This is a genomic window from Microvirga pudoricolor, from assembly GCF_016892705.1.
In the GTDB taxonomy this organism is placed as follows: Bacteria; Pseudomonadota; Alphaproteobacteria; order Rhizobiales; family Beijerinckiaceae; genus Microvirga; species Microvirga pudoricolor.
Window position 1 is genome coordinate 1,053,493 of sequence record NZ_JAFEMB010000001.1, and the last position, 12,336, is coordinate 1,065,828.

The following is a 12,336-nucleotide window of genomic DNA, read 5'->3' on the forward strand; positions in this document are numbered from 1 at the left end:
CAAATATCCTCGAAACATGACCGTCACCTCTCGCGGCGCATGAGATGCCAGATGAGGTATGGAACCCCGATCAGCGCCGCGACGACGCCGGCGGGGAGTTGGAGCGGGTAGATGACGAGCCGTCCGACCCAATCCGCGCTCACCATGAGGACGGCGCCGATCAGAGCGGCGGCGGCGAGCTGTGGCAGCGCCCGGTTCAGGCCGAGCATGCGGGCCAGGTGAGGGCCGACGAGTCCGACGAAGCTCAACGGTCCCGTGACCAGGACCGCCGCCGCCGTGAGAAGCGCCGCGAGCAGCATCAGGGAAAAGCGCGCCAAGCGCAGGTCGACCCCGAGACCCCGCGCCGCATCCTCGCCGAGGGGTAGGATGTCGAGCCAGCGCGACAGGAGCGGGGCAGCGGCCAGGAGCGGCATGGCCACCGCCAGCGTCATCCCGGCCGAGCCGTCATCGGCCCGATAGGTCGAGCCCGCGATCCAGGCCAGGAGCTGCGAAGCCCGGGGATCGCCCACCGCGAGGAAGCTGACCACCAGCGCGTCCATGAAGGCGCTGAGCGCGATGCCGGTGAGCAGAAGGAAATCGGGCGAGAACCGGGACCGGACGCCGCTCCACAGCAGCAGCGCCAGCACGGCGAGCGCGCCCGCCGACCCTGTGGCGAATTGCAAGCTCCGACTTGGCGCCGGGCTCAGGATCATGGCCACAATGAGCCCCAGGGCGACGCCCGTTCCGATCCCCAGGATCTCGGGGCTCGCCATGGGGTTCTGCGTCAGCCGCTGGATCAGCACCCCGGCGACCGCCAGCATGGCGCCCGCCATGAGCGCCACGGCCACCCGGGGCAGGCGCCAGGGCGCCAGAAGCGCGAACGTGTCCGCGTCCGCAACGGCAAAGCCATCCGGCCCGCGCCCGACGACCGCCGCCACGATGACGGCCAGGATGAGGAGGCCGCTCAATATGGCGAACAGGGGCGTCTGCCGCGCCCTGCGCGCCGGGGCGGTGGCTCTTTCGGCGAGCCACCCGGCGCCTGCCAGGCGAAGGCGGGGCAGGAGCCAGAGAAGAAGGGGCGCGCCGAACAGGGCCGTCACGGCGCCGGTGGGCAGGAGCTCCGCGAATTCGCCGCTCGCGGCCTGTACGCATTGATCGACGATCACCAGCAGGAACCCGCCGATGAGGGGCGAAAGGATCAGCCGGTCGCGCAGACGCCGGGCGCCGGACAGGCGCGCCACCTGGGGAGCCGCAAGGCCGATGAACCCGATGACGCCGACCGCCGACGTGACCGTGGAGGTAAGGAACACGGCGAGCAGGAGCCCTCCGCCCCGCAACAGCGGCAGCGACACTCCAAGGCTCCCGGCGCTGGTGTCGTCGAGGGTCAGGAGGTTCAGCGGCCGGGCGATCAAAGCCGTGACCGCCATCGCGGCGGCGACCCGCGGCAGCAGGTAGAGCACCACGGACCAGTCCTGCTGCGACAGGGACCCGGCGCCCCAGATGAATAGGGACGTGATGTATTCCTGGTTCAGGAGCCGGATCGCCACCGTCAGCGAGCCGCAGAAGAGCCCCGTGATGAGACCGGTCAGCACGAGGGACAGGGATGAGAAACCCCGCGCCCAAGCGACCGCGAAAATCACCCCCGTGCTCGCGAGACCGCCCGCGAGAGCCACCATCTCGCGACCGCCGCCCAGGAGGAAGGGCGCCCAGACCGTGGCGATCGTCAGCGCGAGTTGTGCGCCCGCCTCCACGCCGAGCGTCGTGGGCGACGCGAGGGGATTGCGCAGGATGTGCTGGAACAAGGCGCCGGCGAGGCCGAGCCCCATCCCGCACAGAAGCGCCGTCACGAGACGCGGCAGGCTGCTGTAGTGGAAGATCAGTTCGCGCACATTCTCGGCGTTCGGATGAAACGCCGCGGCGAACCAGGACGAGGGCGGAAGATACCCGGCGGCGCGAACGAGCACGAGCCCGACCGCCAGCGCCATGACGGCGCCGGTGAGCAGCACGGCGCGATGCGCACGCAACTCAGCCTGCATGGGAGCCGTCCCGTGCCACGAGCGCATCGACGAGGACGGTTGCGAACCGCTCCGCCGCCACCACGTCGCCGTAGGCCCATACGGCCGGCAGGCGGTATGCGCGGCCGGCCCGCACGATGGGCAGATGCCCGAGCAGGCCATCCCCCGCGAACCCGCGCAGGACATCGGGCGACGTCGGATCGTGATAGAAGAGCTGAGCCTCCGGGTAGGCCGCGACGGCCTCGGTGTCGGCCACCGAAAAGCCCCAGAACGTGGTGGGGCGCTGCCATGCATTGGAGAGGCCGAGCCGCGCCAGCACGTTGCCGAAAAGGCTGTTCGTCCCGTAGACGCGGGCATGGCGCGCATCCGAGAAGGTCGCGAGCAGGATCGGCCTGCGGGGCCGGTCGCCGAGGCGGCGGCGCAAGGAATCGAAGGAGCCTTCGATCCGGTCGAGAAGGCTCCCGGCCTGGGCTTCGGCCCCAAGTCGCTTGGCCAGTTCGCGCGTCACCACACGCGAGCGCTCCAGCGGCTCGGCGCCCGGCATGAAGGTGCCGAGCGACAGGGTCGGGGCGATGCGCTCCATCATGGGGATGACGGACGCGCTGAACGGCGTGGTGACGATGAGGTCGGGCCGCAGGGACGCCAGTGCCTCCATATTGGGCTCCGTGCGCAGGCCCAGATCCTGGACGCCTGCCGGGAGCTTGGGCTCGGAGACCCACCGGTTGTAGAGGTCGATCTCCGTGACGCCGGCCGGGACGAGCCCGAGACTCACCATGGTCGAGGCCAGGCCCCAATCCACCACGGCGACGCGTGTGGGAACGGCGCCTTGCGCGCCGGCGCGCCCGATCAGGACCGGAAGCGCCAGGGCCGCCCCGAGGATGCCGCGCCGGGTTGCCGTCATCGCGCGTAGCCGATCGGAGCGCCGGTCTCGGGGTTGGGAAAAACCCCCATGGGAATGCCGTAGATCCGCTCCAGCACCTCGCCGTGCATGATGTCGTCCGGTGCTCCCTGAGCCCGGATCCGACCCGAATGCAGCGCGATCAGCTCGTCGCAGAACCGGGCCGCCATGTTGATGTCGTGCAGGATCGCGACGACGCCCAGACGCCGCTCGCGGCTGAGATCGCGCAGTAAGCGCAGCACATCGATCTGGTGGGCGAGGTCGAGGGCCGAGGTCGGCTCATCGAGCAGGATGAACGCGCTGTTCTGGGCGACCAGCATGGCGATCCAGGCGCGCTGGCGCTCACCGCCCGACAGGGTGTCGACAAGGCGATCCGCGAGGGGTTCGACCTGGGACAGGCGCAGGGCTTCCTTGACCTGGGCCCGGTCCTCCGGCCCCATCCTGCCCAAGGGTCCGTGCCAGGGATAGCGCCCGAAGCCCACGAGCTCGCGCACGGTGAGGCCCGTGGCGGCCGGGACGGTCTGCGGCAGGTACGCGACCTGACGGGCGAAGGCCCGCGCGCCCTGCCGGTCCAGCGGCAACCCGCCGAACGCGATGTGGCCGGTGGTGGGCGCCATCTGGCGCGCCAGGAGCTTCAGGAGGGTCGACTTGCCCGATCCGTTATGGCCGATGATGCCGTAGACCCGGCCGCGCGCCAGGGTGAGATTCGTGGGCGCGAGGAGCGTGCGTCCTTCGATGGAAAAGCTTGCATCACGCACCTCGAAAACAGGATCGGCGGGGGCATCGCGCCCCCGCCTGTCCTGCTTCGCGTCATGATATGTCGCGGTGTCGGCTACCACTTATAGCTCACGCTGACGGTCGCCTTGCGGCGGTCGCCGTAGAAGCAGGCGCTCGTGGACGAGCACGACCCGACATAGACCTCGTCGAACAGGTTCGACACGTTGAGGGCCGCGCGCCAATTGTCGCGCTCGTAGTGAATCGTCGCGTCCGCCACCGTGTAGCCCGGAACGCGATACGTGTTGGCCTGGTCCGCGAAGGAACGGCCGACGAAGCGCACGCCCGCGCCGACGCCGAAGCCCTTCAGGGTGCCGTCCTGCACCGTATAGTTCAGCCACAGGGACCCGAAGCTTTCCGGCACGCCCACCGGCACCTTGCCGATATTGGCGACGTTCAGGTCCTTCGTGGTTTCCAGGTCGTAGACCGTGTAGGCCCCCACGAGGTCGAGGCCGTCGAGAAGGTTGGCGTTCGCCTCGAGTTCGATGCCCTGCGAGCGGACCTCGCCGGTCTGGATCTGGTTGAGGATGTTGGCCGGATCCGTGGTCAGGACGTTCTGGCGCTTCAGGTTGAACACCGAGGCGCTGACGAAGCTGCGCATGCCCACAGGCTGGTACTTCAAGCCCGCCTCGATCTGCTCGCCGGTCTCGGGTGCCAGCGGCTGCTGGGTGGCGCTGTTGAGGCCGATCTGCGGATCGAACGACTTCGAATAGGCTACGTACGGCGCCAGGCCGAAATCGGTGTTGTAGATGAGTCCGACGCGGCCGCTGAACTTGCGCTCGTCGCCGTCGAAGCTGCTCGCCGGGAAGAGATAGTTCTTCGAGTCGGTGTTCACCCAGTCATGACGGCCGCTGAGCACGAGGGTGAAGCGGTCGAACCGGATCTGGTCCTGCACATAGGCGCCGAGCTGGTTCTGGACGATGTTGCTCAAGGTATAGCGCGACAGCGTCGGGAAAGCGGGCGTGTAGATGGGGTAGACGAGGTTGAGCGACGGGCCCATCTCGAAGCCCTGCTCGTCGTCGATCCGGTAGCGCTTGTAGTCGAGGCCGAACAGCATGGTGTGCTGCAGCGGGCCGGTCGAGAACTTCACCTCGGCTTGGTTGTCCACCGTGAACTGGCCCACGCGGGGCGTCGTGACGAAGTTTCCGCGCGAGAGCAGCGCCTCTGAGGCGGTCGGCGGCGAGGCGTAGCCCAGGCCGTAGAGCGTGTTGAAGTCGACGCTGAGGTAATTGTAGCGCAGGTTCTGGCGCACGGTCCAAGCATCGTTCACCCGGTGCTCGAGCTGATAGCCGATCATGGCCTGCTCACGCTCGAACTTGTCGAAGCCCGGATTGCTGGTGAAGAGCTTCGTCGGGATGCGGCCGAACGGGGCCGGCACCACCGTACCCACGTAAGGCAGGAAGTTCTGGCCGTTAGTCTTGTCGCGCTGATACGAGCCCAGGATCGTCAGCGTCGTGTCGTCGTTGGGCTTCCAGGTCAGGCTCGGCGCGATGAAGGCGCGGTCCTCATCGGTATACTCGGTCTGCGTGCCGCCGACCCGGCCGAGGCCGAGGACGCGGTAGAACAGCTGGTTGCCGCCCGCGCCGACCGCCAGGGGGCCGCTGACGTCGAAGGCCCCGTAGGCGTTGCCGTAATTGTTGATGCCGAACTCGACCATGCCCTGCGGCGTGGTGGTGGGTTTCTTGCTGATGGCGTTGATGAGGCCGCCCGGATTGCCGCCGCCGTAGAGAACCGAGGACGGACCGCGCAGGACCTCGATGCGCTCCAGCCCCCAGGGCTCGAGCTTGAAGGTGGCGAACGAGGTCGAATAGAGCTGCAGGCCGTCAAGATAGTAGCCCGAGGTCTGGGCCGGGAAGCCGCGGATCAGGAACCAGTCGTTGCGCGGGTCCGACCCGAAGCTCTCGGACCGGATGCCGGGGGAATAGCGGGTCGCCTCCACCACGGATTGCGCCCTCTGGTCCTCGATCTGCTGGCGTCCCACGACCGAGATCGCCTGCGGGGTCTCGATGACCGGCGTGTCGGTCTTGGAGCCGCTGGCGCTGCGGGTCGCCACGTAGCCGTTGACGGGTCCGGTTGCGGTCTCGCCCTGCCCCTCGACCGTGATCGTCTCGAGCTGCGTCGCGCCATTGGCTGCCGGCGCGGTCTGCGCGAGGGCCGGCAGGACCAGCCCGGAGCTCAGGCCCGTGCTCACCAGCATCAGGTTGAGGAAGGCCCGCGCCCGTTTCGAGGATCCGGGGGACCGCCCCTTCGTATCCCGTCCCCGTGCTTCGCTTGCCGTCGACGCCTCGATCATGTCCCGTCCTTACGCTCTTGAAACCCGCGTTGTCACGCTAGCGTGCTATCGCGGATTTCCGAAGGACGAGCAAGATAAAAGATTAACGAATTCAATAACTTATATCTTTTCTAAAGTGAAACCTTTCTAAAGTGGGAGGCGCGTCGTTCCATTCCCGTGATCCCTTGGGACAATGGGCTCAGGGAGGGGTTCGGTCCGAGGGTTCGTCGTCAGGCCTGCATAGCCGGATTGAAGACGCCGCCGGCCAGAGCCAAGCTATCGAAGCGCTTCATCGCAAAGCCCGACAGGTCGATCCGGCTTCGGCCCTCCGCCACCACCTCCGCAGCGGATTCGCCGATGGCGGCGGAATGCTTGAAGCCGTGTCCGGAACAGGGCGACACGACCAGGATCCGGTCGTGATCCGGGTGGCGGTCGATGACGAAGTCGGAATCGGGCGTGACAGTATAAAGGCAGGTCAGGGATTTTGCGGATTCCGGCCGCACGCCGTTGAAGCGTCCGGCCACGTGGCGCTCGTACATCAGACGGGGCTCCTCCGGATCAATGGCCCGCTCCACCCGGTCGGGATCGACGCTCGCCTCATATTGCTCGGTGGCGGTCTTCATGGTGTGGCTGCCAGGGATGGACGGGAAGCCGTAGAAGCTCTGGCCTGCGCCCTTGCCGTGCTGCCAGATGAAGACCGGGCCCCTCTCCCAGGCGTTCTCCCAAGCAGGGTCGAGGGCGTACCAATGCATGACCTGGCGCATGGGCGTGAGCACCTTCTCGAAGGCCTCGCCCATCAGGCCCGGGGCCCAGGCCCCGGCGGCCACGATGGCCTGTCCGGCGAGAATCTCGCCCCGGTCGGTGACGATCCGGACGCTTCCGCCCTCGGGGCGAACCTCGCGCACCACGGTGCCCAGGATCGTGCGCGCTCCCATCCTCCCGGCGACATCGAGCTGCGCCGCGATGCATTCCTCCGGCCGCGCATAGCCGCCGCCGGGTTCGAAATAGCCGATCTCGTGGTCGCGCGGGGCGAAATGCGGGAAGCGGCGGCGGATCTCGTCCGCGCTCAGCATCTCGTGGGCGATGCCGTATCGCTCGGCAGCCTGGCGGGTTTGCGTCAGGAAATCGGCGCGCAGGCCCGTGGGGCGCGCGAATTCCTTGGAGGCGACCACCAGGCAGCCGCAGGCGACGAGAAGGCTGCGCCCCGTCTCGGCCTCCAGTTCGCGCCAGACCTCGTGGGACCGCAACGCGAGCGGCGAATATTGCGCCCCCTCACCGATGCCCTGCCGGGTGATCCGCGTCTCGCCATGGGTCGACCCTTGATCGTGGGGCGGCGAGAACCGGTCGATGCCGACGGCCTTCACGCCCCGGCGCGCCAATTGATAGAGGGCCGCCGCCCCCATGGCGCCCAGGCCGATCACGGCGACGTCGCAGGAAGAGGGTGTGTCAGCCATCGGTTCACTCCATGTGCAGGGGCCACCATACGGATTTGTGGCCGCCCGGGCGAGCGGATCCTGCTTGTTACGTCCCCGGTTCTGTCCTAGAAGGGAAGCCGTCTCACGGGGGGCCCGCACAGGGCTGAGAGATGGCATGGGGCCATCGACCCGTCGAACCTGATCCGGGTCATGCCGGCGGAGGGAATGAGCATGCGATTCAGCCCACAATGCTGCGCGCCGTGCGATTTGCGACGCCGGTCCACCCTGCCCTGCGCATGGGAGCGCCGCTGATGTTCAAACGTTTGGGTCTCACCCTCCTGTCCCTCGGATTGGCGACGGGCGCCGCCCTGGCACAGTCGAAGCCCGTCCTGACGGTCTACACCTACAGTTCCTTCTCGGGAAAATACGGACCCGCCAAGACCATCGAGGAGCGGTTCGAGGCGACCTGCAACTGCGACCTGCAATGGGTCACGGCGGAGGATGCCGGAAGCCTCGTGGGTCGCCTGCGCCTGGAGGGCGAGAGCACCAAGGCCGATGTGGTCGTGGGCCTCGACATGAACCTCGCGGCGGAGGCCCGGAACCTGAAGCTCTTCGCGCCGCACGGGGTCGACACCAAGGGTGTCGCGGTGCCGGTCGAGTGGGAGGACGACACCTTCATTCCCTTCGACTGGGGCTATCTCGCCTTCGTGTACGATTCCAACAAGCTCAAGACCCCGCCCGCGAGCCTGAAGGAACTGGTCGAGAACCCCAACGGTCCCAAGGTCGTGCTGCAGGATCCGCGCACCAGCGCGCCGGGCCTGGGCTTCCTGTTGTGGATGCGCAAGGTCTACGGCGACGGGGCCGACGCGGCCTGGGCGCAGCTCAAGCCGCGCGTCGTCACCTTCACCAAAGGCTGGTCGGAGGCTTATGGCCTGTTCCTCAAGGGCGAGGCCGACATGGTGATGTCCTACACCACCTCGCCCGCGTACCACGTCGTGGCCGAGAAAAAGGACAATTACCGGGCCGCCGCTTTCTCGGAAGGCCATTACTTGCATGTGGAGCTGGCGGGCCGGACCCGCACCACGAAGCAGCCGGAGCTGGCCAAGAGCTTCCTCGACTTCGTGCTCACCGAGCCCTTCCAGTCGGCGATCCCCGAAACCAACTGGATGTATCCGGCCAAGAACCCGGCCTCGGGCACGCCGGCGATCTTCAAGGACATGGTGCAGCCCTCGAAGGCGCTGATCTTCACGCCCGAAGAGGTGCTGGAGAACCGCCGCGCCTTCACGGACGGATGGCTCAACGCCACCTCCCGCTAGAGCATCGTACGCAAAAGTGGACCCGGTTTTGCGCGCGAACGATGCTCTGGTTCATAGAGAAAGCATCGGAACCGATCCAAAAAGTGCAAGTCCACTTTTTGGTCCGATGCTTTAGACGCCCCATGCGAAGCCTGTCCCATCCCGGGAGCCTCGTGGCCCTGGCCATCTTGGCTCTCGTGGTGGGCGGCTTCGCCACCCTGGTGCTGGCCGGGGGCGAGAAGCCGGCGCTCCTGGCGATCGGGCCCTACCTCGTCCGCGTCCTGATCTTCTCCACGGTCCAGGCTGCGCTCTCCAGCCTGCTCTCCCTGGTCTTCGGAGCCGCCCTCGCGCTCGCCCTGGCGCGGCGGCGGTTTCCGGGGCGCAATCTCGTCGTGTCGGCGCTCGGCCTCACCATGGTGATGCCCACCATCGTGGCGGTCTTCGCCGTGCTGGCGGTCTACGGCCGCTCGGGCTGGCTCGCCGCCGGCCTGCACGGGATCGGGATCCCGGTCGAGATCAGCATCTTCGGCTATCCGGGCATTCTCATCGCCCATGTGTTCCTGAACGCTCCCTTCGTGGCGCGGATCATGCTCGACGCCCTCAATACGGTTCCGGCCGAACAGTGGCGGCTGGCGCAGACGCTGGGATTCTCGCCCGCCCAGATTCTCCGCCACCTCGATTGGCCCGCCCTGCGGGGCGAGGTGCCGGGCCTGGCAGGGCTCGTGTTCCTGGTCTGCTTCAAAAGTTTCGCCATCGTGTTGGCGCTCGGTGGCGGCCCGGCCCGCGCGACCTTGGAGGTCGCGATCTACGAGGCCCTGAAGATCGATCTCGATTTCGGGCGCGCCGCGTGGCTGGCCTTCATCCAGACGGCTTTGTGCCTTGCCCTCACCCTTGCGCTGAACTGGGCCATCGCCCGCCCGCCGGCCGCCCAGACCGTTCGGGCGCTCGCGGTTCGGCCGGATCGCACCGACCGGGGCCTTTTGGCCTGGGACAGCCTCGTGCTCGTCTTGGGCCTCCTGTTCCTGGCACCGCCTTTCCTGAGCGTGCTGGCCGGTCTCGCCCACGTGGCGGCCGTGCTGGACGCGGATTTCGCCCGCGCCTTCGCCACCAGCATCGTCATCGCGGCCCTGGCGGCCCTCATGGCCTGCCTGATGGCCCTGGCGCTCGGCGGTGCGGCGCGGCGCTTTCGCCTCGCCGCCAGGATGCCCCGGCTGGCGGCGCTCTACGACGCCCTGCCGAACACGCTCCTGGCGGTCCCGCCCTTCGCCCTGACGGCGGGCCTGTTTCTCGCTATCCGCCCCTTCGTCGACCCTGCCACGGCGGGATACATCCTCCTGCCTCTGATCAATGGCCTGGGCGCCCTGCCCTTCGCCTACCGGTTCATCGGACCGAGGATCATGATCGCGGGCGAGCGATACGGCCGCCTGTCGGCCTCCCTCGGCCTGAGGGGGCTCGACCGCCTCAAGATCATGGACTGGCCCATCCTCGCCCGGCCCCTCGGGGCGGCCTTCGCCCTTGCCATGGCGCTGTCGTTCGGCGACTTCGGCGTCGTGGCGCTGTTCGGCGGCACGGAGCTTCAGACCCTGCCCTATCTGCTCTACGAAAGACTGGGAGCCTACCGGCTGGAGGAAGCCTCCTCCATCGGCCTGCTCATCGTCCTGGTGTCCTTCGTCCTCGCCCTCCTGTCGGGTCGCCTGTCCCATGCTGCTGATTGACCGATGCCGCCTGACCTGGCCCGATTTCCGGGCGGAGTACACCCTGGCCGTGGAGACCGGCGCCCTGTGCGCCGTGGTGGGTCCGTCCGGTGGAGGCAAGACCACCCTGCTGCATATGATCGCCGGCTTCGAACAGCCCGAGAGCGGCGCCCTGACCCTGGACGGGCGCAGCCTCCTGCCCCTTCCGCCGGCGCGGCGGCCGGTGGCCATCGTGTTCCAGGACCACAACCTGTTTCCGCACCTCACCGCCGCCCAGAACGTCGCCCTGGGGCTGCGCCCGTCCCTGCGCCTCACGGACGCCGAGAGGACCGCCGTGGCCGAGGCGCTCGATGCGGTCGAGCTGGACGGGCTCGAGGCGCGCAAGCCGGGCGAGATGTCCGGGGGCCAGCGCCAGCGCGTGGCCTTGGCGCGGGCCCTCGTGTCTCACCGCCCGCTCATCCTCCTGGACGAGCCTTTCAGCAGCCTCGACCCGGGCCTGCGCCGGGGCATGATCGGACTGGTGGACGCCCTGCGCCGCCGCAGGCGCATCACAGTCGTGATGACGATTCATACGCCCGAGGACGTCATGGAGGTCGCGGACCAGATGGCCTTCGTGGCCGATGGGTCCGTCATCGCCTCCGGCCCGCCGGGGAGGGTCCTGCGACAATACGACGACCCCCGCATTGGCGCTTTTTGTGGAACCGGCTGAACCTTATCGGGCCTTAGCGGTTGTTCCCTCTCGGGAAGCTGGGCCGTGACATCGCGGTCTCCGGGGACGAGGGAGGCGGGAGATGGCAGGTGTCAAATCCCTCAGGCAATCCTGCCGCACGGACGGCCTACTGGCGGCCGCCAACGCGACGGCCCGTCGCGCCGCCCCCGAAAACGACGTTTCGCCTTCCGACAGGACCCTCGCTGACGCGGTGGGATCCCTGCGCCGCAGCGGCCTGCTGGCCGCTCCCTTGCCCCGGGCCCTGGGCGGCGTCGGTCTGGGCCTGCCGGCCGAGGCCGGCAGCCGGCTTTGCGCCATCCTGCGTCTTCTGGGCTCGGGAAGTCTCGCCCTCGGACGGCTCTACGATCACCACGTCAACGTCATCCATCTGATCTGCGCCCACGGCACCCGCGAGCAGACCGAGCAGCTCGCCGTGGATGTGCGGGCGGGACAGCTCTTCGGCTTCTGGCACCTGGAGGATTGCCCCGATACGCTGGTGACGACCCGTCAGGGGAGCGACACCATCGTCGAGGGCCCTGGGTTCTGCGCCACGGGATCGAGCCTTGTGAACCGCCCCCTGGCGGCGGCCCGCGTCCGATCGGGCGAGATCGTGCTGATCTCGCCGTGGCGGCTGATCCGCCAGCCCGTCGAGCGCCGGGAGGGGGCCGCTCGCATCAGCCTGGCGGATGTCAGGCTGTCCGCCGGGGATCTGGTGGGCATCCTGCCTCCGAACGGCCTCGACCCTGTCCTGTCGGCATCGATCCGAGGATCGGCTGCGGTGCATCTGGGCCTGATCGAGAGCGTGCTCGAGGAGTTGAGCGAGCACCAGAGAGCCGTGGGCCAGGAGCACGATCCACACCGGCTGGCCCGGCTCGGCGAGGCCGCTGTGGCGGTTGAGACGGCGCGCCGTCTCGTGGAGCGCGCCGGGTCCGCGGACGGGCCTGGATCCGCCGGGCGGGCGGCGAGCAGCGCCAACCTCGCCGGCCTCGCGGTGGACAAGGCCGGATCTTGCCTCCAGTCCATCGCCCACGGTGCAGGAGGTCCTGCGGCAGGCGAGCCCGACACCGTCCTCGAGAAGCTCAGCCGAAAGCTCGAGGAGGCCCGGGAGCCATGGGTGGGCGATCGCCTGGTGCCCCCTGTACTGGCCCCACACCTGCCGCCGCCGATCACACCCTGTCACTAGCCGAGGAGGCCGGGGTCCGGGCCGTCATGGAGCGTTGCCGGGGGAGGATCGTCCGCCCGCGCGGTTTTCTCGCGCCGCACGGCTTGCCATCCCGCCCCGGAA

At 68.3% G+C, this 12,336-nt stretch carries 9 protein-coding genes and 1 riboswitch; of the genes, 4 read left to right on the forward strand and 5 right to left on the reverse strand.

Going from position 1 to position 12,336, the window contains the following annotated elements; translation table 11 throughout:
- Positions 1 to 23 precede the first annotated feature (23 nt).
- From fhuB to solA, 5 genes are all read right to left on the reverse strand, one after another.
- Complete coding sequence (fhuB, locus tag ILT42_RS04865; RefSeq protein ID WP_204214185.1) at positions 24 to 2,015, reverse strand: Fe(3+)-hydroxamate ABC transporter permease FhuB; 1,992 nt, start codon at positions 2,013 to 2,015, stop codon at positions 24 to 26.
- A complete protein-coding gene (locus tag ILT42_RS04870; RefSeq protein WP_204214186.1) occupies positions 2,005 to 2,895 on the reverse strand; it encodes an ABC transporter substrate-binding protein in 891 nt (296 codons plus the stop codon). Before ILT42_RS04870 ends, fhuB begins: the two co-directional genes overlap by 11 nt.
- Positions 2,892 to 3,731, reverse strand: coding sequence for an ATP-binding cassette domain-containing protein (locus tag ILT42_RS04875; RefSeq protein WP_204214187.1), 840 nt, complete (start codon positions 3,729 to 3,731; stop codon positions 2,892 to 2,894). Before ILT42_RS04875 ends, ILT42_RS04870 begins: the two co-directional genes overlap by 4 nt.
- Positions 3,725 to 5,959, reverse strand: a complete 2,235-nt coding sequence (locus ILT42_RS04880) for a TonB-dependent siderophore receptor (RefSeq protein ID WP_204214188.1) — start codon at positions 5,957 to 5,959, stop codon at positions 3,725 to 3,727. Before ILT42_RS04880 ends, ILT42_RS04875 begins: the two co-directional genes overlap by 7 nt.
- Positions 5,960 to 6,168: 209 nt before the next feature.
- Positions 6,169 to 7,392 (reverse strand): N-methyl-L-tryptophan oxidase, encoded by a 1,224-nt coding sequence (solA, locus tag ILT42_RS04885; protein WP_204214189.1) that lies wholly within the window; start codon positions 7,390 to 7,392, stop codon positions 6,169 to 6,171.
- A 96-nt stretch (positions 7,393 to 7,488) separates the two neighbouring features.
- Positions 7,489 to 7,596, forward strand: a riboswitch (TPP riboswitch).
- A 68-nt stretch (positions 7,597 to 7,664) separates the two neighbouring features.
- Here solA and thiB point away from each other — a divergent pair.
- From thiB to ILT42_RS04905, 4 genes are all read left to right on the forward strand, one after another.
- Complete coding sequence (thiB, locus tag ILT42_RS04890) at positions 7,665 to 8,669, forward strand: thiamine ABC transporter substrate binding subunit (RefSeq protein WP_204214190.1); 1,005 nt, start codon at positions 7,665 to 7,667, stop codon at positions 8,667 to 8,669.
- Positions 8,670 to 8,791: 122 nt separating this feature from the next.
- Positions 8,792 to 10,363 (forward strand): ABC transporter permease subunit, encoded by a 1,572-nt coding sequence (locus ILT42_RS04895; RefSeq protein ID WP_204214191.1) that lies wholly within the window; start codon positions 8,792 to 8,794, stop codon positions 10,361 to 10,363.
- The gene (locus ILT42_RS04900; protein ID WP_204214192.1) at positions 10,350 to 11,051 is read left to right on the forward strand and encodes a thiamine ABC transporter ATP-binding protein; all 702 of its coding nucleotides are present in this window, start codon (positions 10,350 to 10,352) and stop codon (positions 11,049 to 11,051) included. The genes ILT42_RS04895 and ILT42_RS04900 overlap by 14 nt, the downstream gene beginning before the upstream one ends.
- An 82-nt stretch (positions 11,052 to 11,133) precedes the next feature.
- Positions 11,134 to 12,234: an acyl-CoA dehydrogenase family protein gene (locus ILT42_RS04905; protein ID WP_204214193.1), complete on the forward strand. Its 1,101-nt coding sequence runs from the start codon at positions 11,134 to 11,136 to the stop codon at positions 12,232 to 12,234.
- Positions 12,235 to 12,336: the final 102 nt, after the last annotated feature.

Coding starts and splice junctions, on each gene's coding strand:
- ILT42_RS04880 (WP_204214188.1), bottom strand. CDS start 5,959: ATGATCGAGGCGTCGACGGCAAGCGAAGCACGGGGACGGGATACGAAG.
- fhuB (WP_204214185.1), bottom strand. CDS start 2,015: ATGCAGGCTGAGTTGCGTGCGCATCGCGCCGTGCTGCTCACCGGCGCC.
- ILT42_RS04870 (WP_204214186.1), bottom strand. CDS start 2,895: ATGACGGCAACCCGGCGCGGCATCCTCGGGGCGGCCCTGGCGCTTCCG.
- thiB (WP_204214190.1), top strand. CDS start 7,665: ATGTTCAAACGTTTGGGTCTCACCCTCCTGTCCCTCGGATTGGCGACG.
- ILT42_RS04905 (WP_204214193.1), top strand. CDS start 11,134: ATGGCAGGTGTCAAATCCCTCAGGCAATCCTGCCGCACGGACGGCCTA.
- ILT42_RS04900 (WP_204214192.1), top strand. CDS start 10,350: ATGCTGCTGATTGACCGATGCCGCCTGACCTGGCCCGATTTCCGGGCG.
- solA (WP_204214189.1), bottom strand. CDS start 7,392: ATGGCTGACACACCCTCTTCCTGCGACGTCGCCGTGATCGGCCTGGGC.
- ILT42_RS04895 (WP_204214191.1), top strand. CDS start 8,792: ATGCGAAGCCTGTCCCATCCCGGGAGCCTCGTGGCCCTGGCCATCTTG.